Consider the following 23,269-nt stretch of genomic DNA (forward strand, 5'->3'; position numbering starts at 1 on the left):
TCCTCAAACCCGTTCCAGCGCCACGGCAATGCCCTGGCCCACACCAATGCACATGGTGGAAAGGGAGCGTCGCCCCCCATTGAGATGCAGCTCCAGCGCCGCCGTCCCGGTAATGCGCGCGCCAGACATGCCAAGAGGGTGACCCAGCGCGATGGCGCCGCCATTCGGGTTCACCCGCGGGTCATCATCCCTGATGCCAAGCTGGCGCAAGGTGGCGAGGCCCTGCGCGGCGAAAGCCTCATTCAGCTCGATCACGTCGAAATCGGCCTCACCCAGCCCGAGGCGGGCCATGAGCTTCTGGCTGGCGGGGGCCGGGCCAATGCCCATGATGCGCGGCGGCACCCCGGCGCTCGCCCCGCCCAGAACACGGGCGATGGGTGTCAGTCCATATTTGGCCGCGGCCTGTGCCGAGGCGAGGATGAGCGCGGCTGCGCCATCATTGACACCGGAAGCATTGCCGGCGGTGACGGAGCCCCCCGCAAACAGGGGGCGGAGCTGGGCCAGAGCCGCGGCCGTGGTGGCGCGCGGATGCTCATCGCGATCGACGGTCAGCGCATCGCCCTTGCGCTGGGGAATGGTGACAGGGGTGATCTCGCGGGCCAGTCGTCCATTGGCCTGCGCCGCTGCCGCCTTGTTCTGGCTGGCCAGCGCCATGGCATCCTGCGCCTCACGCGGGATGCTGTAATCATCGGCGACATTCTGGCCCGTCTGCGGCATGGAATCGACGCCATGCAGCGCTTCCATTTTCGGGTTCACGAACCGCCAGCCAATGGTGGTGTCGTAAATCTCCGCATTGCGCGAGAAGGCGCTGCCCGCCTTCGGCATCACGAAGGGCGCGCGCGACATGCTTTCCACGCCGCCCGCAATATAAAGCGCCCCCTCGCCGGAACGGATGGCGCGGGCCGCGGTGATGACGGCATCCATTCCCGAGCCGCACAGCCGGTTGATGGTGGTGCCCGGCACGGCGATCGGCAGCCCGGCCAGCAGGGCGGACATGCGCGCCACATTGCGGTTGTCCTCTCCTGCCTGATTGGCGCAGCCGAAGATGACATCATCAACCGCCTCCCAGTCGATGCCGCCATGGCGCGCCATCAACGCGCGCAGGGGCACCGCGCCCAGATCATCGCTCCGCACGGAAGAAAGCGCCCCGCCATAACGGCCGATGGGGGTGCGGATATAGTCGCAGATGTAAACATCCTGCATGTCAAAGCTCCGGCACGATGAGATCGAGAACGGTTTCGGGGACCACCAGCTCGGCTCCGGTCAGGGACTGGAGTTCTTCAAGGCTGATGGAGGGCAGCTTCTCGCGCAGCACGAAACGGCCGCCTTCAATGTCGAGAACCGCGAGCGAGCTGTAGACACGGGTGATGCAGGCCACCCCGGTCAGGGGCAGGGTGCAGCGCTTCACCAGCTTGGGCTTGCCATCCCTCGTGACATGATCGGTGATCACGGCCACCCGTTTGGCCCCGTGCACCAGATCCATGGCCCCGCCAACGGCCGGAACGCCCTTCGGCCCGGTTGACCAGTTGGCCAGATCCCCGTTTTCCGCCACTTCATAGGCGCCGAGGATCGCCACATCGAGATGGCCGCCGCGGACCATGGCGAAACTGTCGGCATGGTGGAAGAAGGCGGCGCCCGGCTTCAGCGTGACAGCTTTCTTGCCGGCATTGATGAGATCCCAGTCCTCCTCGCCCTTTGCGGGGCTTTCACCGAAATTCAGGATGCCATTCTCGGTATGGAAAATCGCCACGCGCCCCTCGGGGTGGTACTGCGCGACCTTTTCGGGAAAGCCGATGCCGAGATTGACATAGGAGCCGTCTGCGATGTCCTGCGCGGCGCGCCAGGCGATCTGGTTGTTCGAGAGCTTCTGCATGTCTCATGCCTCCAGCGGGTAGGCGGCTTTGGCGAGGTTGAGGTCTTCCTCCTGATGGGGGGTGGGAACCTCGACGACCTTCCGCACGAAAATGCCGGGGGTGATGACGATCTCCGGGTCGATTTCGCCAGCCGGCACGATGCGGCGCGCCTGCACGATGGTCTCGGCGGCGGCCATGCACATGATCGGATTGAAGTTCCGCGCGGCCTTGTTGTAGGTGAGGTTGCCCATCGTATCGGCCAGCTCGGCCTTCACCAGGGCCACATCGGCCTTCAGCCAGCGCTCCTGCACATAGGGGCGGCCTTCGAATTCCTCGACCTTTTTGCCCCGGGCAAGGTCCGTTCCATAGGATGTGGGGGTGTAGAAGGCCGGAATGCCTGCCCCGCCGGCGCGAATGCGTTCGGCCAGCGTGCCCTGCGGCACCAGTTCCAGCTCGATCTTGCCGGCCAGATACAGTTCGGTGAACACCACCGGATCAGCCGAGCGCGGGAAGGAGCAGATGAGCTTGCGCACCATGCCCGCCTCGATCAGCGCTGCAAGGCCGACATGGCCGTTTCCGGCATTATTGTTCACCACCACCAGATTGCGGGGGTGCCCCGTGGCGTGAAAGCGATCAATCAGAGCGTGGATCAGCTCGATTGGCGAGCCGGCGCCACCAAAGCCGCCGATCATCACGGTCATGCCATCCTCGATCCCGGCCACGGCGGTGGCCAGATCGGAAACCGTTTTCTCCATGAGAATCTCCCTCCGGCCGGACAGGGCCAGGCCGCAGCCAAGGCTTACCCAGCGTCGGCAGGGGTCGTCCATGGATCTTGTGCGATATGGAGCATTTGTTTACATATCGCACAAAAGGAGCGGGGCATGCTGATTTCCGAGCGCGACATCATGGGCGGGCTGGCCAAGGGGCTGGCCGTGATCGAGACCTTCACCACCGAGCGCCCGCGCCAGTCCATCACGGAAGTGGCGGCCGCCTCGGGGCTGGACCGGGCGACGGCGCGGCGGTGCCTGCTCACGCTGGCCCATCATGGCTATGCCGATTGGGACGGGAAGTTCTTCACCCTCACGCCCAGAGTGCTGCGCCTTGGCACCGCCTGCCTCGCCACCATGCCGATGCCGCAGATCGTGCAGCCCTTTCTCGACAGGCTCTCGGAAGGGATCGGGCAAAGCTCGTCCGTTTCGGTGCTGGATGGGGCGGAGATCGTCTATATCGCCCGCGCTGCCCAAAAACGGGTGATGTCGATCGCGCTCAATCCCGGCTCGCGTCTGCCGGCCTACTGCACCTCCCTCGGGCGCGTGCTGCTGGCCGCGCTGCCGGAGGCGGAGGCCGGGGTCCTGCTGTCATCCGCCCCCCTGCCGGCCCGCACGCCGCACACCCTCACCAGTCCCGAAGCCCTGATGGCTGAACTGGCGCGGATCCGTGCGCAGGGGCATGCGATCATCGATCAGGAGGTGGAGATCGGCCTGCGCTCTGTGGCGGTGCCGCTTTACAATGCGCGCGGTGCGGTGGTGGCGGCGATGAATGTCGGCGTATCGGCCAGCATTCCGCCGGAGGCTCTGGTGAAGGACTATCTGCCGGCCTTGCTGGCCGTGCAGGCGGAACTGCGGGGCATGCTCCGCTGAAACATCCGGGCTCGCAGGGGCAGCGGGCAGATGTGCCCGGCCTCTGCCGGGCGCTCTCCGCCGGCTGAACCGGAAAGCGCCCGCTCTATTCAGATGGTTGCGACAGGGGTAACGGGCGAGCCGATGGCGCCGGGAAGGCGCAGGGGCGGGGCCGTGAGGAAAACAGCATGCCGCCCGCGCGCCTGAAGGGCCTCGGCCAGATCGCGCAGATACCACAGCTCCGCCAGAGGCAGCCCCAGCTTGAACAGGCAATGGTGGTGCAGCGGCAGGCGCAGGCAGCAGGCATGCGGGTCCGCGTGAGGATTTTCCACGGCGTAATTGTCCGCCGCAATAGCCGCGATGCGACTTTCGCCGATCCAGTTGCGCAGCGCCTCATCGGTGCCATCCAGCACCGCGCCGGTCCTGTCGAGCAGTTCCGGGTCGGGGTTGTCCTGCATGTCCCAAAGGGCTTCGGCATAGCCCGTGCGCAGCATGAGGATATCGCCCTCGCGCACATCCACATTTTGGGCGGCAATGGCCTGGAGCAGATCGTCGAGCGTCACGATCTTGCGCCCATGCCCGAAGGCGCGGACCAGATCCACCAGAACCCCGCGCCCCTGTACGGCGCTCTGCGCCATGATTTCCACGGAGAGCCTGCGGGCATATGAGCCGTGCGGGCTGCCGGGCTCCTGTCCCAGAACATCCCTGTCCGCGCGGTGGCCATTATAATAGACCGCCTCGGCGACCCCATCTCCATCGGCATCAAACATCGCGCCAACATGGGCCAGCGAATCCCACTGGGTGGAATACTGGGTGGAGAGCAGGACCTGATCGTCGGAGAGGACATCCCTCAGTATCGGGTCCACATTCTGCAGCGGATAATTGATATAGGGGGTTTCGCCCAGAAAGGTCGGCTGCAGGCGGGGGGGATGGCGGCGCGGATTGAGCCGCACCGTGCCGGGAATATCCAGCGGCAGGGACAGGCAGAAGGCGATGCCTTCACGAATTTCAGCCGTTGCGGCGTGGCGCTGCTCGGGGCCGATGAAATTCAGCGTTCCCAGCTGATCATCAGCACCGAACCTGCCCCAGTTCGAGCCTTCAGGCGCATGCTTCCATACTGGCATTTCAGTCTTCCTCCCCATGCCCGTTATCCAGGGCCATGCTTTTCGACACGATATCCGCCAAGGCACGTTCGCTGGCCTGAAGCTGCGCCTCCCGCGCCTCGTCCCAGCTGTAGAAGCCGCGCCCCGCCTTGCGCCCGAGCGCACCTTCCGCCGCCATCTCCTGCAGGATGCGGGGCGGGGTGCTGGCGGCGGACAGTTCCGGGTAGAGATAGGTGGCAATGCTCAGATGCGTATCCAGCCCATTCAGGTCACGTTGCAGGAAGGGGCCTGTGAGGGCGAGCCGCACACCGATGGAATATTTCAGGACCGTATCGATCGCCTCTGCATCCGCCACCCCGGTTTCCAGCAGGTGGAAGCATTCGCGCATCATGGCATGCTGGACGCGGTTGGCGATGAAGCCGGGTACCTCGGCCTGAAGAATGACAGGCATCTTGCCTGACTGCCGCAGGATTTCCGCAAGCTTCTCCACCCGGGCCCGGGGCATGGTGGCGCTGCCGATGACCTCGACCGCCGGAATCACATCCGCCGGGTTGAAGAAATGTGCAATGGCAAGGCGCTCCGGGTGCCGCATGCCGGCGCCGATCTCGGCGCTGGTGAGGCCGGACGTGTTGGAGGCGATGATTGTTTCCGGCCCGAAGCCGTGTTCCAGCCCGGCCAGTATGTTGCGCTTGAGATCAAGATTTTCGGGGACAGCTTCAATCACCAGCGGGCAGTCGCGCCAGTGCGCCGGCAGCTCCGTGGCATTGTGCGCCGTGGTGAGATGTCCGGTGTCCACCTGCTGTGATGCCAGGAATTCTCTCGCATTCTCAATGGCCTGATGGGAAGGGTCAACCATGGCCACCTGCTTGCCCGCGCGCAGGAAGTGGCATGTGAGCCGTCGCCCCATCACCCCGCCGCCGATGATGGCCACTGCGTTGGGCATCGCTTTTTTCCTTCACTTATAAGTTGACAATATAAGACTTGAGAATTGATAACAAATCAACATAAGGCAGGGATAGCCTGCTTGAGGAGGAAAAATGAACGCGATTGCCCACTTTTTTACGCGCATAATGAGCCGGTACATGCCGGATCCACTCGTTGTCGCCATCATACTGACGGCGCTGACCGTGTTGTTCGCGATGGCCAGCCAGGGCACCGCGTTCCTCGACGCCACGAAATACTGGGGTGACGGTTTCTGGAATCTGCTGGCCTTCACCATGCAGATGACGGTGATTCTGCTGGCCGGTTACATCATGGCGCGGACCCCGGCCATCAACTGGCTGATGGACAAGCTCATCGCGCCTGTCACCACCCCGCGCGGCGCGATCATCGCCGCAACGCTCATCGCCTGTGTTGCGAGCTGGCTGAACTGGGGTTTCGGCCTCGTGATCGGCACGCTGATCGCGCAGAAGCTGGGCCACAAGGTGAAGGGGCTTCATTATCCTCTGGTGATCGCGGCCGGCTATTCGGGCTTCACGCTTTATGGAATTGGCCTTTCCGGCTCCATTCCGCTGCTCATCAACACGCCCGGCCACTTCCTGGAAGGCACGATCGGCCTGGTCCCGCTGTCCGAGACGATCTTCTCGCTTCCTGTTCTGGGCACATCCATTTTCATCGCAATCACCATGCCCATCTTCAATGCGATGCTGCACCCCAAGAATCCCTCGGAGATCATCGAGGTTGATCCGGGTGCGCAATCGCTGGTCTCGGAAGTGACCGAAGAGCGCAAGACCATTGCCGACCGGATGAACAATTCCAAGGTCATCGGCATCGGTGTTGGCCTGTTCGGCATGCTCTATATCGCCCAGTATTTCTGGGGCGGTGGGGCGCTGACGCTGAACTCGGTGAACTTCCTGTTCCTGTTCCTCGGCATCTTGCTGTTCGTGACGCCGAACCGCTTCCTTGCCGCCGTCAATGACGGCGTGAAGATCCTCGGCGGCATCATCATCCAGTATCCCTTCTATGCCGGTATTCTCGGCATTCTCGCCGGGTCCGGTCTGGTCGTGACCTTTGCCGGGTGGTTCGTTTCCATCTCCTCGCCGGAAACCCTGCCGCTGTGGTCGTTCATCTCGGCTGGTCTCATCAATATCTTCGTGCCTTCCGGGGGTGGACAGTGGGTCATCCAGGGCCCGGTGATGATGGAGGCCGCAGCCCAGCTTGGCGCCTCGATCCCCGCGACCGCCATTGGCGTGCAGTTCGGTGACCAGTGGACCAACATGGTTCAGCCCTTCTGGCTGCTGCCTGCGCTGGCGATCTCTGGCCTGAAGCTGCGGGACATCATGGGCTATCTGGTGCTCATCCTGTTCTACCAGGGGGCGATCTATCTCGGCGCCATCCTGCTCTGGGGCCATGGAGTTCTGTGATGCCCTGGATGGTTGAAACCTATGACAGGCCCGGCACCGCCGCCCTGCGCCTCGAGATCCGCCCCGCGCATCTCGATTATCTGGAGGCCAACAGGCACCTGCTGCTGGCCTGTGGCGCCAAGCTGGATGACGAGGGGGGCGCCGCCAGCGGCGGCCTCTACCTTCTGGCCCTTGAGACACGGCAGGAGGCAGAGGCTTTCATCGAGGCCGATCCCTTCTTCAGGGCCGGCCTTTTCGAGCGGGTCTTCTTTACCCGCTGGCGCAAGGCCTATCTCGATGGCCGAAACACTCTGGGTGAAGACTGACATGCTCTACCAAGTCGAAATGACCGTGATGATCCCCAAGGACATGCCGGTCGATGTTGCCGACGAGATCAAGGCCCGTGAAAAGGCCTATGCGCAGGATTTGCAACGGCAGGGCATCTGGCGGCATCTGTGGCGGCATGCGGGTCTTTACAAGAATACCTCGATCTTCGAGTGCCGGGACAATGCCCATCTCCATGAGGTGCTGATGGGGCTGCCGCTCTATCCCTATATGGAGGTGAGCATCGTTCCCCTGTGCCGGCACCCGTCCTCCATCCGCGAGGATGACCGTTGAGCGGCCCGGCACGGGGCACCGCCCTGATTACCGGGGGCGCGCAGGGCATTGGCGCGGCCATTACCGCACGCCTGCGGGCAGACGGGTTCCGCACCATCGTGATGGACATCGCCACGCCCCCGGAAGGCGTGGCCGACAGCTTCATCCAGCTTGACCTGTCCGATGCCGATGCCACGCGTGAAGCCTGCGCCCGCATTGCGGCGCAGGAAAGCGTGAGCTGTCTGGTCAACAATGTGGGTATCGTTGTGCCAGCCCCGGTAGAGGATGTGGAGCTGCGGGATTTCGACCGCCTCTTCCACATCAATCTGCGCTCCTCGCTGATCTGCGCGCAGGCCTTCATTCCGGGCATGAAGGCTGCGGGGCATGGGCGGATCGTGATGAACACGAGCCGGGTGACGCTGGGCAAGGAGCTGCGCACGCTCTACAGCGCCACCAAGGGGGCGGCGCAGGCCATGGCCCGCACCTGGGCGCTGGAGCTGGGCCCGTTCGGCATCACGGTGAACTGCGTTGCGCCCGGGCCCATCGGCACCGATGCCTTCTGGCGCAACAATCCGCCCGATGCCCCGCGCACCCGCGCGATCATCGACCAGATCCCCATGCGGCGGATGGGCAAGCCGGAGGATGTGGCCAATGCCGTTTCCTTCTTCGCGGCCCCGGAAGCCGGTTTCGTGACAGGCCAGACGCTGTTTGTCTGTGGCGGGGTCACGACGGGCTGATCGCCTTGGCAAAACCGGAAGTCCGCCCGCCGGGCGGGCTTCCTTGCGGCGGACAAACCGAGGGCTGGCCGAGGCCGGGCGCAGGTTCAGCCTGCCGGTTCCGCATCCTCGATACAATCGAGCAGCAAATCGAGGGGCGGGCTTCGGTTGTCCTGCCTGTAAACCAGCGCGATTTCGGCGCGCACGGTGATGTCGCGCAACGGGCGATACACCACGCCGGGCAGCCTCACCCGCCCGAGCGCCTCCGGCACGACAGCCACGCCCAGCCCGGCTTCAACCAGTGATGCGATGGCCGTGAACTGTGGCGCGCGATACACCACATTCGGGGTTATTCCCGCCTCTGTGCAGGCCGTGTGAACCGCCGCCGAAAAGCCGGCGCTGGCGGGCAGGTGGGTGGCGATGAAATCTTCCCCGCCCAGTGCCGCAAGCTCCACATCCTCCTGCTCGGCCATGGGATGGTCCCGGGGCAGGGCGATCCAGAGATTCTCATGATAGAGGGTACGGGTCGCCAGATCCGGTGAGAGGGCGGGATAGGGCAGGCGCACCAGCCCGGCATCCAGATTGCCGGCCTTCACCTCGGGAAACTGCTGGTCCAGATCCATCAGCAGGAGCTGGAGCTGGATCTTGATCGCGCGGGTCCTGAACTTCGTCAGCAGCCGGGTGAGCACGCCATTGAGGGTGACAGCCCCGATATAACCCAGCCGCAATTCCCCAAGCAGCCCATGCCCGGCCTGCAGGGCCACGGCTTCCGCCCGTTTGGCATGGCGCATCACGCCGCTGGCTTCCGGCAAGAGCAGATTGCCTGCACGGGTCAGCTCCACACGGCGACGGTTGCGGTTGAAGAGCAGCGTGCCGACAATCTCTTCCATCTGCTTGAGCTGGTGGGTGAGTTGCGGCTGCGAAATGCCAAGTCTCTGCGCGGCGCGACCAAAATGCAGCTCTTCGGCGAGAACAACGAGCAGTTCATAATGTTTGAGCGTCAGCACGTGGCTTTCCCCGTCAAAATTCTGTTCTGTGCTTCAGGAGGTCACGTGTTCAGGGGCATGAACGCACCGGCCGGGAAGGTTCTGGATGGAATATGTGGCATCTCATGGCAAAGGGGGCGGGCCTTCAGGCATCCTTATCTGGCGGTCATCTTGCGTGTGACGGACAGGCCGGAGGTGGGGTGAAGAATGCGCGTGCTGCTGGATCCTTCACGGGTCTTTTCCCTGTCTATCATATGCCGGTGCGGGTGATTATAGAACTTTTCGATGCCGCCCGAATATGGGCGGGCCGTCTTTTGCGCCGTTTCAAGGGGTTCGGGGCTGCATGCGGTTCCGGCACCGGGTGGGCGGGACGGGCGGCCGGCACGACGGGATGTCGTCGCAAAGGGAGCGGACGGGCTAGCCTGCGCTGTTCAGCAGCTGTTCAGCAGTTCTTGCAGGGGGCCAGCAGGGCGCGGCCCTTTTCCGTGAGTTCCAGGAACAGGCGCTGGGTCCGCTCATCGCGCCGGATGATGGTGATGAGCCCCAGATCTTCGGTCAACATGGTGCATTCACGCAGCACCAGCGCATGGGCAATATCGAACCTGCGGGCAAAGGTGCGGCTGTCGCGCGCAAGGCCCAGATCCAGCGCCACCAGGATGCCGGCGCAAAGTGGTGTGAGGGCGGATGCCTGTGGCCCATCCAGCAGGCGCGCGACCTGTTCCTCCCAGAGCGCGGCCTGCTGTTCCGCCTCCATCATGCCGCGCGGGTGCGGAAGGAGACGAGGATGGATTTCGATGTCGGCGTGAAGCTCTTGTCGCCAAACGCCCCGTGCGGCACCAGCAGGTTCAGCTCGGGATAATATCCGGCAACGCAGCCGCGCGGGATGTCATAAGGCACAAGGCGGAAATCCTCGGCCAGCCGCTCGATGCCATCCTGCGCCATGCCGGCAATATCGATCCTGTCCCCCGCCTGGGCGCCAAGGCGATCCATGTCGGCCGGATTGATGAAGACCACCCGCCTTTCGCCATAAACCCCGCGATAGCGGTCATCCATGCCATAGATGGTTGTGTTGTACTGGTCGTGCGAGCGGAAGGTCTGGAGCACGAACAGCCCTTCATCATCCTGTGTCTGCTGCCATTCCGTGCGTTCCGGCAGGGGGCAGCTGGAGAAATTGGCGCGCCTTGTTGGGGTGTTCCACTCCCGCTCGGAAGCCGGATTGCGCAACCAGAAACCGCGCGGCTTGCGCACCCGTTCATTGAACCCCTCGAAAGCCGGCAGAACGCGGGCGATCATCTCGCGGATGAGGTCATAGTCCCCCGCCAGCATGTCCCAGTCCACCACTGCGCTGCCAACGGTCGCTTTGGCGATGCCGGCAATGATGCCGATTTCCGATTTCAGGAGCGGGGAGGCCGGCCGGTTGATGCCGCCAGAGCCATGAACCATGCTCATGGAGTCTTCCACCGTCACGATCTGGCGGACATTGCGCGGATTGCGGTCAATCTCGGTGCGGCCGAGGCAGGGCAGGATATAGCCGGCCTTGCCGGGCAGCAGATGGGAGTGATTGAGCTTGGTGGCCACATGGACGGTCAGGTCCAGCCGGTCCATGGCGGCCGCGATCAGGGCGCTGTCCGGGGTGGCGCGGGCAAAGTTGCCGCCAAGCCCGATAAAGGCTTTCGCCGTACCATTCAGCATTGCGCCGATGGCGGCCAGCACATTGTGCCCGGGCGTGCGCGGCATGGGCACGCCAAGCTCCTGCTCCATGGCATCCAGAAAACCGGGGGAGGGGCATTCATTGATGCCCATGGTGCGATCGCCCTGCACATTGGAATGGCCGCGCACCGGGCACAGCCCCGCACCGGGCCGGCCGATATTGCCACGCAGAAACATGAAGTTGGCAATTTCACGGATGGTCTGCACCGAATGGCGATGCTGGGTGATGCCCATGGCCCATGTGGCGATGACGCTGTCCGCGCCGAGATAAACGGCCGTGGCGCGCTCCAGATCCGCCCGTGTGAGGCCGGACTGCTCCTCGATCTGCTGCCAGGAGGTGGCTTCAACGACAGCGCGCCACTCCTCAAATCCGGTGCAGTGTTCCTCAATGAAGGCATGGTCCAGAACCGAGGGCTTTCCGGCAGCCAGCGCCGCATCATCTGCCGCAAACACCAGCTTGGCCATGCCGCGAACGGCTGCCATGTCGCCGCCAAGGCGGGGCTGGTAATAGTCGGTGGAGGTTGGCTCGCTGCCGCCAAACAGCATTTCCACCTTGTTCTGCGGGTCCGCGAACCGCATCAGGCCCTTTTCTTTCAGGGTGTTGAAGGCTACGACCCTGGCCCCGCGCTCGGTGGCGCGGCGCAGGTCCGCCAGCATGCGGGGGTGGTTGGTGCCGGGGTTCTGGCCAAAGACGAAAATGGCGTCCGCCTTCTCGAAATCCTCCAGCAGCACGGTGCCCTTGCCGATGCCGATGGCCTCGATCAGCCCCACGCCGCTGGCCTCATGGCACATGTTCGAGCAATCGGGAAAATTGTTGGTGCCAAACAGGCGCACGAAGGTCTGGTAGAGAAAGGCGGCCTCATTGCTGGCGCGCCCGGAGGTGTAGAACTCCGCCTGGTCGGGATGTTCAAGCGCATTGAGCGCCTGTCCGATCTCGGCAAAGGCGGTTTCCCATTCCACAGGCAGATAGCGGTCGCTGGCCGCATCATAGCGCATGGGGTGGGTGAGGCGGCCCTGATGCTCAAGGTCGTAATCGGTCCATGTGCGCAACTCGCGCACGCTATGTTCGGCGAAGAACTCCGGCGTCACCCGCTTGGCGGTGGCCTCCCAGGCCACGGCCTTCACCCCGTTCTCGCAGAACTCGAAGGAGGAGCCGTGCTCCGGGTCGCCCCAGGCGCAGCCGGGGCAATCGAAACCATCGGGCTGGTTGGCGCTGAGCAGGGTACGGGCCCCGGCCAGAGGCTGCCCGCTGCCCAGAAGCCGCTTGCCGCAGCTCTTCAGTGCGCCCCAGCCACCGGCTGCCGCAGACTTCTTTCCGATGAAATCATTCTTGGCCATCTGTGAGCATCTCGTGCCGGAACATCGCCCGGCGGGCATGCGCGCGCGGGGATATTCCTGTCCTGCAAGTTTTCGGGATGTGCTGCCGGAGCCGCTCGCAACTTGCGTTATCGGGCAGCGCGCCTTGCACCTTTCTTGACGAAAGCTATCCGGACTTCAAATGCATGACAAGCAGTCACTGGAAATAGGTCAATAGATTTTCGCAATCGTGCGGTTGTTGTCGTCCGAAATTCTCGATTATACTTTCAAATGGCACGATAGAGATTATCTATATCTCATTCGACCAATTCCAGATCGCGAGGATGATGCGGATCGGGGCTGCCGCCGGTCCGCAGGGGGGGCTTGCCGGAGAGGAGGCAGGCCCGATGCCATTCCACCCGCGCACATATGTTCGTGGATGTTCTCCAGAGCGCATGTCACGCCCGCGGCTCTTTCCGGGCATTCCGGCTTTGGGGCGGGATGATTTATTTCATGCCAGAATATATTCTGAATACATGCTCTTAATTGATGAATATATGTCGATCATAGTGGAAAATAATGGATATAAATGCCGGAAATCTGCATTATTCCGTCTCTCGTGACGATGGGGAGAGATGTGATGCTGTGGGTTTCTGGTTATCGCATGCTTCTGTTGGCCGGAATCCTTGCATCATCTTTGACCGGCATCATGCCCGGCCTTTCCTGCCGCGATGCCCATGCGGGCTCCAAGCTGAAGCCGGGCATCACCACCGGCCTTGCACTGGGTGCGGCGAACCCGGAGGGGCTCACCTCCATCAGCTTTCCCATTTACGGGGTGCGTGATACCTCCCCGCGCACCAATACCACCACGCTCATCCCCTCATGGCTCATCTGGTCCACGCCCTATACGATCGCCGGCGGGCGCATTCTGGTCGATATCGTGGTGCCCTATGTGGATGTGCAGCAGAAGCATCGTTCCGGCTCTTCCAGCTTCGGCAATCCCTTTCTCGATACACAGGTGAAGTGGGATCTGGGGCATGGATTCCATGGCGGTTTCCAGGCCGGCATCTATCTGCCCGTGCATGCGGCCATGGCCACCAATGACCTGTCCTTCCAGGGCATTGCCGCGCTCAGCTATCTTCAGAATGGCTGGAACCTCACCTCCACCCTCGCCATTGGAACGGGCAGCAAGGGGGAGGAGGGCAATCCCGGCTGGTTCAATGTGGATCTCACCGCCACGCGGACCTTCAACAAGTTTGAGATCGGTGCGGTAGCCTTTGGCTCAACCGATCTCAGCTCGCCTTATGAGACATATGGGAAGCAGAGCCAGTTCGCGGTGGGGGCCCTGGTGGGCTATGGGTTCGAGACCTTCACCCTCCAGCTCAAGCTCACGCGGGATGTGTATCAGCGCAATTATGGCGGCTATGAAACCAGCATCTGGGCCAATATCATCGTGCCCCTGTGGCGGCCGGAGCCGTGAGAGGAAGCCGCACCCGCCTTTCAGGGAGGCTGAGGGAAGGCATGAACAAAGCGGCCTCCGGGGCGGGGCCGCTTTGTTCGAGGGGTGCATGCTCTTCTGGTTCAGGCGTAGGTTACCACGGCCCAGACAATGGCGGCCGCAATCAGAAGAAACAGCACAGCCAGCCACACCGGCGCCATGCGCGGGGCGGTGAAGGCGGCGGGCAGGCGGGCCCAGCCTGTCACCATCGGGCGCACCAGATCCTGCCGCAGCAGCACCGCATAGAGCAGCACCGCGGCCACATGCAGCGCCACGGCTATGACGATGATGTCAAAGCTGTAGCCATGCCAGAGGGTGAAGGTATCGCTCCAGGCGCCGCCGACCAGATGGGCCAGGGGGGCTTCCTCGAACATGCCATCATTGGAGAACAGGCCCGTAATGGTCTGGAACAGAACCAGCGCCAGCAGGGCCAGCACCATATAGGCCCCGGCCGCATTGTGGCCCACCTCGTCCTCACGCTCGCGGCGGAGCACATGGCCAAGATGGGAGAGCGCCGCGCCCGGCCCCTTCACGAATTGCGAGAAGCGCGCGGTCTGGCTGCCGGCAAGGCCCCACAGGATGCGGAACAGCACAAGGGTGAGAATGGCATAGCCGAGATAGAAATGGACATCGAGCTTGCCCTGCTTGGCGGAGACATAGGACCCGATCATCAGCAGCACGAGGGTCCAGTGAAACAGGCGCACAGGCCCGTCCCACACCTTCACCCATTTGACAGCACTGTCGGCCTTGCCGCTTTGAGCCTTCTGGTTCATCGGAACTCCATTCTGATCCTGGGCCATGCCAGCCGGAGCATCTCCCCCATGCTTTTCGCACCGCATATGGGCGAGCGGCATGTTCTTCTCATGGCGCAAACCATAGCATGCCTGAAATGACTCTAATGTGAGGTGAAACAAAGATCATTGGTGCGAAAGTCGCACAACTGTTTTTTATGCCCCGCATATGGCCGTGGCAGGCCAAAATGCTGTAATGGCGGAGCCATCGCCCATGTGTTCGCCATGTGCATGCTTCATCTCCCGCCCTTGCGGGATGGGCCGCCCTGAGCCGAGGTTCCCGTGACAGCCGTTCCTGCCGCTTCCAGCTCCTCCCCCACGCTTGCGGATGTCACGGTGGTGTTCGTCACCTATAACAGTGCGGCGGTCATCCTGCGGGCGGTGGCCAGCGTGCCGGCCGCATGCGCCGTGGTGATCGTGGACAATGCCAGCCCACGCGGCACCGCATGGCAAAAGGAGCTGACCCGTCCCGCGACAGTGCTGGACATGGGACGCAATGCCGGTTTCGGCACGGCCTGCAATGCCGGCGCGCGTGCGGCACAGACCCGTTTCGTGATGTTCCTGAACCCGGATGCGACGCTGGAGGAGGAAGCCCTGCCGCGCCTGCTGGCCGCCTGTGCCACATATGGCGAGCCGCTTATCCTCATGCCGGCCATGGCGGATGAGAGCGGGCGGCTGATGCGCAAGGAGGGCACCATTTTCGAGAAGGTGCCGCGCAGCGCCCGCCTGAAGGAGGCGGAGATTGCCGGCGATTACTGCACCCGCTTCGTCCATGGCGGGGCTTTCCTGGTGTCGCGCGAGACTTTCGAGGATCTGGGCGGCTTTGATGAACAGATCTTCCTCTATCACGAGGATGACGATCTCAGCCTGCGGGCGCTGGCACGCAAGGTGGCCATCACGGTTGTGCCGGGCGCGCGGGTGATGCATGCGCAGGGGGGCTCCAGCACACCCGGCATGGGGCAGACCTTCCGCATCAACCGTTTCAAGCAGCAGTCCGAAAACTATGTGCGCGCGAAATACGGGCGCTCGGGTTCACGCTTTCTGCGGGCCTGCAAGCTGGCGGGGGGCTGTGTGCTGGCCCTGTGCATGCTGAACCTGCACCGCTTCATGGTGCGCGCCGGCAAATTGCGCGGGCTGTTCGACCCGGTGGCCGCGCCACATCGGAAATGAAAAGGCCGGGGCGAGGGGGACAGACGCCCCGGCAAGTGGGTGTGGAAGTGGGTCGGAAGAGGCAAGGTGATGTTCAGACGGCACGGTCGATGCGCCGCCTGAGGGGCTATTCCGCTGTCCAGCCGCCATCCAGCATCACGGCGCTGCCTGTCATCAGTGATGAGGCATCGGAGGCCAGATAAAGGGCTGCACCGGTAATGTCGTCCACCTGCCCCAAACGCCCGAGCTTGATCTTGCTCATGCAGAATTCGAGGAAGGCGGGGTCTTCGAAATAGGGCCTGGTCAGCGCTGTCTCGATGAAGGTGGGGCAGATGGTGTTGACGCGGATCCTGTGCGGGGCAAGCTCCACCGCGACAGATTTCGTCAGCCCCTCAAGGCCCCATTTGGTGGCGCAATAGAGCGCGCGCTTCTCGCAGCCAATATGCCCCATCTGCGAGGACATGTTGATGACCGAGCCGCCGCCGCCATCCGCCTTCATCTTGCGGGTGACGCTTTGCAGGGCGAAGAAGGCGGCGCGCAGATTGAGCCCGACAACGACGTCGAAATCCTCCTCCGTCACCTCAAGCTGGAGCTTGGGGCGGTTGACGCCGGCATTGTTGACGAAAATATCCAGCCGGGGCAGGGCCTCCACCAGCGCGCGGAAGGCCGCCACATCCGTCACATCGCAGGCGCGCGCCTCGGCCTTGTAGCCGGCCGCGGTGATCTCGGCTGCCGCCGCCTCCACCTCAGAGGCGGTGCGGGCGCACAGATAGACCTTGGCGCCCGCCTGCGCATAGACATCCGCAATGGCCCGGCCAATGCCGCGCCCCGCGCCGGTGATGAGGGCGGTCTTGCCCTCCAGTGAGAAATTCGGCATCGGGGTCATTGCGCGGCCTCACCATAGGCAATGTTGTCACCGCCATAGCGCCGCACGCGCACATTGGCCTGTTCGGCATGGCCCACAAAGCCTTCAAGCAGGCACAGGCGCGAGCAATAGCGCCCGATGCTGGCGGCGGCCTCATCCGTCAGAACGCGCTGGTAGGAGTGGGTCTTGATGAACTTGCCCACCCACAGCCCGCCCGTATAACGCCCGGCCTTGCGGGTCGGCAAAGTGTGGTTGGTGCCGATCACCTTGTCGCCATTGGCCACATTGGTGCGGGGCCCGAGGAAGAGGGCGCCATAGCTGGTCATTTTTTCCAGGAACCAGTCATCGCGGTCCGTCATCACCTGCACATGCTCGGAGGCCACCTCCTCAGCCGCTTCCAGCATCTCCTCATAGGTGTCACACAGGATCACCTCGCCATAGTCCCGCCAGCTTGCGGATGCGGTGGCGGCGGTGGGCAGGATGGTGAGCAGGCGCTCCACCTCGCTTATGGTCTCCTCGGCCAGCCTGCGCGAATTGGTGATGAGCACGGCGGGGGAGTTGAAGCCATGCTCGGCCTGGCCGAGCAGGTCGGTGGCGCACAGTTCCGCATCCACGGTCTCATCGGCGATGATGAGGGTTTCGGTCGGGCCGGCGAAAAGGTCGATACCCACCCGCCCGAAAAGCTGGCGCTTGGCTTCCGCCACAAAGGCGTTGCCGGGACCGACCAGCATGTCCACCGGCTTGATGGTCTGCGTGCCGATGGCCATGGCGCCAATGGCCTGGATGCCGCCCATCACATAGATTTCGTGCGCGCCGGCCATGTGCAGGGCGGCGATCACGGCCGGGTTCGGCTCGCCCTTGAAGGGCGGGGTGGCGGCAATGATGCGCGGCACGCCGGCAACCGCGGCGGTGAGCACGGACATGTGGGCCGAGGCGACCATGGGGAACTTGCCGCCGGGCACATAGCACCCCACGGACTGCACCGGAATATGCTTGTGGCCGAGAATGACGCCGGGCAGGGTCTCCACTTCCACATCCAGCATGGAGGCGCGCTGGGCCTGGGCGAAATTGCGCACCTGTGTCTGGGCGAAGCGGATGTCCTCCAGATCGCGCGGGGCGACGCGGGCGATGAGGGCCTCGATCTCCTGTTCGCTCAGGCGGAAGCTGGCGGGTTCATATTTATCGAAGCGCGCGCTCATCTCGCGCACGGCATCATCGCCGCGCGCCTCGATATCGGCCAGCGCGGCTTCCACCGTGCGGCGGACATCGGCATCATCGTTTGAGCGCTCGGCTTCCGATTTGCCGCGCTTGAGATAGGTGATGGCCATGGGTGTTTCCTCAACAAACGGGAGAAGGGATCAGAAGCCGACCGCATCGCCGCCCTTGAGGGCGAGCATTTCGCGGGCCTCGTCGGGGGTGGCGATTTCCAGCCCGAGCCCTTCGATGATCTGGCGGGCCATGTGCACCTGCTGGGCATTGCTGTGCGCGGCGATGCCGGGGCCGGCCCAGAGCGAGTCCTCCAGCCCCACGCGCACATTACCGCCCATGGCGGCGGCGATGGCGGCAATGGTCATCTGGTGGCGCCCCGCGCCCAGCACGGACCAGTGATAATTGTCCCCGAACAGCCGGTCTGCCGTGCGCTTCATGTGCAGCACGTCCTCGGGGTGTGCGCCAATGCCGCCCATCAGGCCGAACACGGTCTGGATGAAGAGCGGGCCGCGCACCAGGCCGGCATCATAGAAGTGCTTGAGATTGTAGAGATGGGCGGTGTCGTAGCATTCAAACTCGAAGCGGGTGCCATTGGCGCCCACGCTCTGCATCACATGCTCGATATCGCCGAACGTGTTGCGGAAGATGATGTCCTTGTTGGACAGATACACGCGCTCCCACTCATGCTTCAGGTCCTTGAAGCGGTTGAGCATGGGGAACAGGCCGAAATTCATCGTGCCCATATTGAGCGAGGCGAGCTCCGGCTTGTAGGCAAGAGCCGGCTGGACACGCTCGGAGATGGGCATGGTGGGCGCGCCGCCGGTGGTGATGTTCAGCACCGCATTGGTGGCCTGCTTGATGACGCCGAGAAAGGGCGCGAATGCGTCCGGGCTCTGGTCCGGGCTGCCATCTTCCGGGTTGCGCGCATGCAGATGGATGACTGCCGCACCCGCTTCCGCAGCTTCGATCGAGGCCTGTGCGATTTCCGCCGCGCTCACCGGCAGGGCCGATGACATGGAGGGGGTATGAATCGCGCCTGTCACAGCGCAGGTGATGATGACTTTCTTCTTCGCTGCCATGTTGTTTCTTCCCCGTGCCTGAAGTGGACGCGGTGCAAGACCGCGTCCCCCATTCTTCAGATTCTTGTGATTTCAAGCTTTTTCAGATGCGCGGTTGAGCAGGTGGCGGTCGAGGGCCGCCAGTTCGCCATCGCGCCATTCCTGCCGGGCGCGAATGTCCGCGCGCGTGTCATCCTTGAACCCGACGCTCACCTTTCTGGCGGCTTCAGGGGTGAAGGCTTCTCCGCGTGCGGCATCATTCGCCAGCCGGGCCATGGTGGGGCCAAGGCGCTCCAGATAATCCTGAATGCCGCCCTGTGCGTTGAGATGGATGGTTTCCATCGGCCCCATGAAGGCCCAGCGCCGGCCGAGGCCGTGCTTGATGGTGTCATCCAGCCCTTCCGGGCTGCAGATGCCTTCATTGATGAGGCGCAGGGATTCAGCCAGCACCACGGCCTGAAGGCGGTTCAGCACGAAACCGTCGATTTCCCGGTTCAGCAGAACCGGAACCTGCCCGGACTGCCTGTAGATGGCGGATGCCTTTTCCGTCACGTCCGCGGCGGTATAGGGGGTGGGGCAAATCTCCACCACCGGCACCAGATGAGGCGGGTTGACCGGATGCCCGATGAGGCAGCGCGCCCGTCCTTCCAGATCCGCCGTGAAGGTGGAGGCCATCAGGGCCGAGCTGGAGGAGGCCAGAATGGTCTCGGGTGCGGCCAGCCGGTCCAGATCCGCGAAAAGACGCTGCTTGACGTCGAGCACTTCCGGTCCGTTTTCCTGAACCAGATCGACATCCTTCACCGCTTCCCCAAGATCCGGGCAGGCATGGACGCGGCCGGGCAGGCCATCGGGATCATCGCCCGAACGCCCATGGGCGGTGGCCTTGGCGTGCATGGCGCGCACATCGTCGCCCAGGCGTTCCAGCACGGCGGCTTCCGGGTCCCACACCTTCACATCCATGCCGGCGCGGGCAAACACATAGGCCCAGGAGCGGCCGATGAGGCCGGCGCCAACAATTGCAATTCTGGTCATGTTCAGTCCTCACATCCACAGGAGCTGGCGACGCAGCTCGATATCGGTGGCGAGATCACGCGATGGCACTTCGTGGAGCACACGGCCCATTTCGAGCACGATGGTGCGGTCCGAGAGGGCCAGGGCAAGATCGAGATTGTGATCTACGATCACAATCGAGATCATATCGCGCAGATCGTCAAAAGTACGGAACAACTGTTCCACAACCGCGGGGGCCAGCCCCTCGAAGGGCTCATCCAGCAGCAGCACCCGTGTGTCGCCGGAAAGGGCGCGAGCCACTGCAACCATTTGCTGCTCACCGCCCGAGAGGCGGTCGGCATCGGTATCCAGCCGCTCCTTGAGGCGCGGAAAATACTGGAAAATCTGGTCCAGCGTCCAATGGTCGCCCTCACCGGTGATGCGGCGCAAACGGCCCAGTTCCAGATTCTCCCGCACCGTCATGCCGGCGAACAGGCCACGGCCCTGCGGCACATAGCTGATGCCGGAGCGCGAGATGGCGGCGCTGGGCAGACCCGCCAGTTCCTTGTTCCCCAGACGGATGGAGCCGGAGGAGGGCGTCACAATGCCGGTGAGCGCCTTCAGCAGGGTGGACTTGCCCGCCCCATTGCGGCCGAGAAGGGCGAGAATCTCGTTCTTGCGGATGTCGAGCGCGACATCGTGCAGAATATGACTCTTGCCATAATGGACATTCACCTTGTCCATCGTGACAACCGCTTCCATGGAGCCGCTGCCCTGCCGGGCGGAGGCTGCCACCGCGCTGGTGCCGGAGCCGATATAGATCTCGCGCACCTGCTCGGAGGAGCGGGCCTGGTCGACAGTGCCATCCAGCAGCACCTTGCCCTCGTTCATCACGGTGACATGGTCGGCAAGGTCGAACACGCGGTCGATATCATGCTCCACCAGCAGCACGGGAATATTGCCGGAAACTTCCTTGATGAGGTTGCCCACCCGCTCGCGCTCGGCAACGGAGAGGCCGGCAAGCGGCTCGTCCGCCAGCAGGATGCGGGGTGAGGTGGCCAGAGCCAGCCCCAGATCCAGCAGGCGCTGGCCGCCATAGGAGAGGGAATCGGCTTGCGCCTGTTCCATGCCGGCAAGGCCGACCCATGAGATGATCTCGCGGGCCTGGGCCGCCACTTCCGGCACATGGTCCGCATCGCGCAGCGGATTGGTGCGCGATGCGTGGCGTGCCTGCACCGCAAGGCGGATATTCTCGCCCACGGTCAGGGTCGGGAACAGGTTGGTGATCTGGAAGGAGCGTCCAAGCCCCTGATTGGCAATGATATCCGCGCTCTTGCCCGAGACATCGTTGCCGCACAGCGTCACCGTGCCGGATGTGGGGGGCAGCACGCCGGTGAGCAGGTTGAAGGCGGTGGTCTTGCCCGCGCCATTCGGTCCGATCAGCGCATGCAGGGTCCGGTCGCGCACCCCCAGGGAGACGCCGTCCACCGCCAGGAAGCCACCGAACTTCTTGCTGATCCCATCCGCCACCAGCACATTGCCGATGCCATCCTCACGCGCCTTCAGGGAGGCGGGAAGCGGCTGCTTCCGGGTGGAGCGTCCAGCCATGGCGGCGGCCATGGAGGGGCCGGGGAAGAAGTGGTTCCGGACCTGCGCGCCGATGCCGATGAGGCCATCCCGGGCGAACAGCACGAAGGTGACAAAGATGATGCCGAACCAGATCAGCCAGTTCTCGGTATACATCGAGAGATATTCGCGGAAGATGATGTAGAACAGCGCGCCAAGGGCCGGCCCCATGAAGCCGCGCATGCCGCCAATCACCACCATGGCCAGAAGCTCGCCCGAGAACAGCACGGACATCGGCTCGGCCGAGGTCAGGCGGTTCTTGTAGAGCAGCAGCACGCCGGCAAATGAGGTGACCGTGGCCGAGACCATGAAGGCCGCCAGCTTGTAGCGCCCCACCCGGTAGCCCAGCGCCACGGCGCGGCCCTCATTCTCGCGAATGGAAACCAGAACCGTACCGACCGGGGAATGCAGGAAACGCCACACCAGAGCGGTGAGTGCAAACACCAGTACCGAGACGAGGATATAGTAGTTCCAGTTGTTGTTCAGGTCGAAGCCGGCCCACACCGGGCGCTCGATGCCGCCAAGGCCGTTTTCACCCCCCGTGACCTCCGTCCACCGATAGGCGAGCTGGAAGCACATGGCGCTCAGGGCCAGCGTCATCAGGGAGAAATACACGCCGCGACGGCGCAGCATGAAGAAGCCGAAAATGGCCGCCGCCACCACTGTCACCAGAAGAGCGACAAGGAGCGGGAGCAGGAAATGGTGGCCGGGCAGGGCCAGCGCCGTGAGCCCGGCGGCATATGCGCCAAGCCCGAACCACGCGCCATGCCCGAAGGAGACAAGCCCCGTATAGCCGGCCAGAATATTCAGCCCCAGCGCCGCGAGGGCGAAGATGACGACTTCTGTGGCCGAGCTGGCCCCAAGGCCCAGAATGTCCAGAAAGAATGGCAGCAGGAGCAGCCCGAGTGCAGCCATGACAAGCGGAAGGTTCTTTTTCATGATGGATCTCCGCCTCATTCAAAGCGCGTGATGCGCTCGCCCATCAGTCCGCGCGGCCGCACCAGCAGGACGATGAACATGAGCAGATAAATGGCGAGCATGGAGAACTGCGACAGGCCGATCGCGATCATCAGGCCCTTGACGAGGCCGACCAGAAGCGCGGCAATCACCACGCCCCAGAATGATCCCAGGCCACCGATCACCACCACCACAAAGGCCGCGACAATCACCTCGGCGCCCATCATGGGATGCACGGGGTGAATGGGAGCCAGCAACATGCCGGCAAGCCCCGCAAGCCCGATGGCAATGGCCGCAACCGCCGACAGATAGGGGCGCAGCGAAATGCCAAGCGTGCCCAGAATGTCCGGATTCTGGATGCCCGCGCGGACAATGCGGCCAAATGCGGTGCGGTTCAGCAGCAGCCACAGCGCTGCAACAGCGGCAATCGCCACACCGATGAGGAACAGGCGATAGCGCGAATAGATGAAATCCCCGATGAAGACCTGCCCGCGCAGGGCCTCAGGCATGGAATAGGCCTGCGGAGAAGCACCGAAGATCCAGCGCAGGGCCTGCTCTATGATCATCGCCAGACCAAAGGTCAGCAACAGGGAGTAGAGCGGGTCCACCCTGTAGAAACGGGTGAACAGAAACCGTTCCACCAGCACGGCCAGCGCGGCAACGATCAGTGGAGCCACGATCAGTGCGCCGAAGAAGCCGAGATGCGGGGTCAGTACAAGGGCCAGATAAGCGCCGATGGCAAAGAATGCACCATGCGCTAGATTGACGATGCCGCCCAGTGAGAAGATCAGGGACAGGCCGAGTGCAATGAGCAGGTAGTAGAACCCGTCAAGCAACCCGTTCAGAAGTTGTGATATGAAAAGCATTGCCGCCATGGGAGGTCATCTTTCAGGCATGCGCGACC

At 63.4% G+C, this 23,269-nt stretch carries 22 protein-coding genes; 7 read left to right on the plus strand and 15 right to left on the minus strand.

Translation table 11 applies throughout. From position 1 onward, the window contains the following. Nucleotides 1–3: 3 nt before the first annotated feature. The 3 genes from pcaF to ACT6QG_RS08900 are packed head-to-tail and all read right to left on the minus strand — an operon-like array spanning nt 4 to nt 2,608. Entirely contained in the window at nt 4–1,203 is a 1,200-nt protein-coding gene (gene pcaF / locus ACT6QG_RS08890) for a 3-oxoadipyl-CoA thiolase (protein ID WP_444977212.1), read from the minus strand. 1 nt (nt 1,204) lies between these two features. Continuing rightward, nucleotides 1,205–1,873: a 3-oxoacid CoA-transferase subunit B gene (locus tag ACT6QG_RS08895; RefSeq protein WP_444977213.1), complete on the minus strand. Its 669-nt coding sequence runs from the start codon at nt 1,871–1,873 to the stop codon at nt 1,205–1,207. A 3-nt stretch (nt 1,874–1,876) separates the two neighbouring features. Continuing rightward, nucleotides 1,877–2,608, minus strand: a complete 732-nt coding sequence (locus ACT6QG_RS08900) for a 3-oxoacid CoA-transferase subunit A (protein ID WP_444977214.1) — start codon at nt 2,606–2,608, stop codon at nt 1,877–1,879. A gap of 126 nt (nt 2,609–2,734) precedes the next feature. Here ACT6QG_RS08900 and ACT6QG_RS08905 point away from each other — a divergent pair, with 126 nt between their 5' ends. Beyond that, entirely contained in the window at nt 2,735–3,493 is a 759-nt protein-coding gene (locus ACT6QG_RS08905; RefSeq protein ID WP_444977215.1) for an IclR family transcriptional regulator domain-containing protein, read from the plus strand. Nucleotides 3,494–3,582: 89 nt separating this feature from the next. Here the strand turns inward: ACT6QG_RS08905 and ACT6QG_RS08910 are convergent, their stop codons facing one another. Beyond that, nucleotides 3,583–4,596 (minus strand): cyclase family protein, encoded by a 1,014-nt coding sequence (locus tag ACT6QG_RS08910; RefSeq protein WP_444977216.1) that lies wholly within the window; start codon nt 4,594–4,596, stop codon nt 3,583–3,585. A 1-nt stretch (nt 4,597) separates the two neighbouring features. Continuing rightward, entirely contained in the window at nt 4,598–5,518 is a 921-nt protein-coding gene (locus tag ACT6QG_RS08915) for a 3-hydroxyacyl-CoA dehydrogenase family protein (RefSeq protein ID WP_444977217.1), read from the minus strand. Nucleotides 5,519–5,612: 94 nt separating this feature from the next. On the opposite strand from ACT6QG_RS08915, the gene ACT6QG_RS08920 reads away from it, so the two are divergent. Genes ACT6QG_RS08920 through ACT6QG_RS08935 form a run of 4 tightly spaced genes read left to right on the plus strand, consistent with a single transcriptional unit; the run spans nt 5,613 to nt 8,251 of the window. Continuing rightward, complete coding sequence (locus ACT6QG_RS08920) at nt 5,613–6,938, plus strand: short-chain fatty acid transporter (RefSeq protein WP_444977218.1); 1,326 nt, start codon at nt 5,613–5,615, stop codon at nt 6,936–6,938. Continuing rightward, nucleotides 6,938–7,243, plus strand: coding sequence for a YciI family protein (locus ACT6QG_RS08925; RefSeq protein ID WP_444977219.1), 306 nt, complete (start codon nt 6,938–6,940; stop codon nt 7,241–7,243). Before ACT6QG_RS08920 ends, ACT6QG_RS08925 begins: the two co-directional genes overlap by 1 nt. A 1-nt stretch (nt 7,244) precedes the next feature. Beyond that, nucleotides 7,245–7,535: a muconolactone Delta-isomerase gene (catC, locus tag ACT6QG_RS08930; RefSeq protein ID WP_444977220.1), complete on the plus strand. Its 291-nt coding sequence runs from the start codon at nt 7,245–7,247 to the stop codon at nt 7,533–7,535. Then, complete coding sequence (locus ACT6QG_RS08935) at nt 7,532–8,251, plus strand: SDR family NAD(P)-dependent oxidoreductase (protein ID WP_444977221.1); 720 nt, start codon at nt 7,532–7,534, stop codon at nt 8,249–8,251. The genes catC and ACT6QG_RS08935 overlap by 4 nt, the downstream gene beginning before the upstream one ends. A gap of 86 nt (nt 8,252–8,337) precedes the next feature. Here ACT6QG_RS08935 and ACT6QG_RS08940 read toward each other — a convergent pair whose 3' ends face one another. The 3 genes from ACT6QG_RS08940 to ACT6QG_RS08950 form a co-directional block, all read right to left on the minus strand. Beyond that, on the minus strand, nt 8,338–9,237 hold the full coding sequence (locus tag ACT6QG_RS08940) for a LysR substrate-binding domain-containing protein (RefSeq protein WP_444977222.1): 900 nt from the start codon (nt 9,235–9,237) through the stop codon (nt 8,338–8,340). Nucleotides 9,238–9,658: 421 nt separating this feature from the next. Next, nucleotides 9,659–9,973 carry a hypothetical protein gene (locus ACT6QG_RS08945; RefSeq protein ID WP_444977223.1) on the minus strand — a complete coding sequence of 105 codons (315 nt, stop codon included), beginning with the start codon at nt 9,971–9,973 and terminating at the stop codon, nt 9,659–9,661. Next, complete coding sequence (locus ACT6QG_RS08950; protein ID WP_444977224.1) at nt 9,970–12,264, minus strand: FdhF/YdeP family oxidoreductase; 2,295 nt, start codon at nt 12,262–12,264, stop codon at nt 9,970–9,972. Before ACT6QG_RS08950 ends, ACT6QG_RS08945 begins: the two co-directional genes overlap by 4 nt. Nucleotides 12,265–12,862: 598 nt before the next feature. Here ACT6QG_RS08950 and ACT6QG_RS08955 point away from each other — a divergent pair. Next, nucleotides 12,863–13,702, plus strand: coding sequence for a transporter (locus tag ACT6QG_RS08955; protein ID WP_444977225.1), 840 nt, complete (start codon nt 12,863–12,865; stop codon nt 13,700–13,702). Between the two features lie 101 nt (nt 13,703–13,803). Here the strand turns inward: ACT6QG_RS08955 and ACT6QG_RS08960 are convergent, their stop codons facing one another. After that, complete coding sequence (locus ACT6QG_RS08960) at nt 13,804–14,493, minus strand: cytochrome b/b6 domain-containing protein (protein ID WP_444977226.1); 690 nt, start codon at nt 14,491–14,493, stop codon at nt 13,804–13,806. Between the two features lie 300 nt (nt 14,494–14,793). On the opposite strand from ACT6QG_RS08960, the gene ACT6QG_RS08965 reads away from it, so the two are divergent. Next, a complete protein-coding gene (locus tag ACT6QG_RS08965) occupies nt 14,794–15,681 on the plus strand; it encodes a glycosyltransferase family 2 protein (protein WP_444977227.1) in 888 nt (295 codons plus the stop codon). Between the two features lie 106 nt (nt 15,682–15,787). On the opposite strand, the gene ACT6QG_RS08970 is transcribed toward ACT6QG_RS08965, so the two are convergent. The 6 genes from ACT6QG_RS08970 to ACT6QG_RS08995 form a co-directional block, all read right to left on the minus strand. Further along, nucleotides 15,788–16,546, minus strand: a complete 759-nt coding sequence (locus tag ACT6QG_RS08970) for an SDR family NAD(P)-dependent oxidoreductase (RefSeq protein WP_444977228.1) — start codon at nt 16,544–16,546, stop codon at nt 15,788–15,790. Continuing rightward, a complete protein-coding gene (gene hisD / locus ACT6QG_RS08975; RefSeq protein ID WP_444977229.1) occupies nt 16,543–17,853 on the minus strand; it encodes a histidinol dehydrogenase in 1,311 nt (436 codons plus the stop codon). The genes ACT6QG_RS08970 and hisD overlap by 4 nt, the downstream gene beginning before the upstream one ends. A gap of 30 nt (nt 17,854–17,883) precedes the next feature. Further along, entirely contained in the window at nt 17,884–18,813 is a 930-nt protein-coding gene (kce, locus tag ACT6QG_RS08980) for a 3,5-dioxohexanoate:acetyl-CoA acetone transferase (RefSeq protein ID WP_444977230.1), read from the minus strand. 72 nt (nt 18,814–18,885) lie between these two features. Continuing rightward, nucleotides 18,886–19,824 carry a 3-hydroxyacyl-CoA dehydrogenase gene (locus tag ACT6QG_RS08985; RefSeq protein WP_444977231.1) on the minus strand — a complete coding sequence of 313 codons (939 nt, stop codon included), beginning with the start codon at nt 19,822–19,824 and terminating at the stop codon, nt 18,886–18,888. Between the two features lie 9 nt (nt 19,825–19,833). After that, nucleotides 19,834–22,347 carry a branched-chain amino acid ABC transporter ATP-binding protein/permease gene (locus tag ACT6QG_RS08990; protein ID WP_444977232.1) on the minus strand — a complete coding sequence of 838 codons (2,514 nt, stop codon included), beginning with the start codon at nt 22,345–22,347 and terminating at the stop codon, nt 19,834–19,836. A 14-nt stretch (nt 22,348–22,361) separates the two neighbouring features. Further along, nucleotides 22,362–23,240 (minus strand): branched-chain amino acid ABC transporter permease, encoded by an 879-nt coding sequence (locus tag ACT6QG_RS08995; RefSeq protein WP_444977233.1) that lies wholly within the window; start codon nt 23,238–23,240, stop codon nt 22,362–22,364. Nucleotides 23,241–23,269: the final 29 nt, after the last annotated feature.

Source organism: Haloleucobacter ellipsoideus (assembly GCF_052491725.1).

Bases quoted from the DNA above. Each gene is read 5' to 3' on its own strand.
- pcaF (WP_444977212.1), bottom strand. From the start codon at position 1,203: ATGCAGGATGTTTACATCTGCGACTATATCCGCACCCCCATCGGCCGT.
- ACT6QG_RS08895 (WP_444977213.1), bottom strand. From the start codon at position 1,873: ATGCAGAAGCTCTCGAACAACCAGATCGCCTGGCGCGCCGCGCAGGAC.
- ACT6QG_RS08900 (WP_444977214.1), bottom strand. From the start codon at position 2,608: ATGGAGAAAACGGTTTCCGATCTGGCCACCGCCGTGGCCGGGATCGAG.
- ACT6QG_RS08905 (WP_444977215.1), top strand. From the start codon at position 2,735: ATGCTGATTTCCGAGCGCGACATCATGGGCGGGCTGGCCAAGGGGCTG.
- ACT6QG_RS08910 (WP_444977216.1), bottom strand. From the start codon at position 4,596: ATGCCAGTATGGAAGCATGCGCCTGAAGGCTCGAACTGGGGCAGGTTC.
- ACT6QG_RS08915 (WP_444977217.1), bottom strand. From the start codon at position 5,518: ATGCCCAACGCAGTGGCCATCATCGGCGGCGGGGTGATGGGGCGACGG.
- ACT6QG_RS08920 (WP_444977218.1), top strand. From the start codon at position 5,613: ATGAACGCGATTGCCCACTTTTTTACGCGCATAATGAGCCGGTACATG.
- ACT6QG_RS08925 (WP_444977219.1), top strand. From the start codon at position 6,938: ATGCCCTGGATGGTTGAAACCTATGACAGGCCCGGCACCGCCGCCCTG.
- catC (WP_444977220.1), top strand. From the start codon at position 7,245: ATGCTCTACCAAGTCGAAATGACCGTGATGATCCCCAAGGACATGCCG.
- ACT6QG_RS08945 (WP_444977223.1), bottom strand. From the start codon at position 9,973: ATGATGGAGGCGGAACAGCAGGCCGCGCTCTGGGAGGAACAGGTCGCG.
- ACT6QG_RS08950 (WP_444977224.1), bottom strand. From the start codon at position 12,264: ATGGCCAAGAATGATTTCATCGGAAAGAAGTCTGCGGCAGCCGGTGGC.
- ACT6QG_RS08955 (WP_444977225.1), top strand. From the start codon at position 12,863: ATGCTGTGGGTTTCTGGTTATCGCATGCTTCTGTTGGCCGGAATCCTT.
- ACT6QG_RS08960 (WP_444977226.1), bottom strand. From the start codon at position 14,493: ATGAACCAGAAGGCTCAAAGCGGCAAGGCCGACAGTGCTGTCAAATGG.
- ACT6QG_RS08970 (WP_444977228.1), bottom strand. From the start codon at position 16,546: ATGACCCCGATGCCGAATTTCTCACTGGAGGGCAAGACCGCCCTCATC.
- hisD (WP_444977229.1), bottom strand. From the start codon at position 17,853: ATGGCCATCACCTATCTCAAGCGCGGCAAATCGGAAGCCGAGCGCTCA.
- kce (WP_444977230.1), bottom strand. From the start codon at position 18,813: ATGGCAGCGAAGAAGAAAGTCATCATCACCTGCGCTGTGACAGGCGCG.
- ACT6QG_RS08985 (WP_444977231.1), bottom strand. From the start codon at position 19,824: ATGACCAGAATTGCAATTGTTGGCGCCGGCCTCATCGGCCGCTCCTGG.
- ACT6QG_RS08990 (WP_444977232.1), bottom strand. From the start codon at position 22,347: ATGAAAAAGAACCTTCCGCTTGTCATGGCTGCACTCGGGCTGCTCCTG.
- ACT6QG_RS08995 (WP_444977233.1), bottom strand. From the start codon at position 23,240: ATGGCGGCAATGCTTTTCATATCACAACTTCTGAACGGGTTGCTTGAC.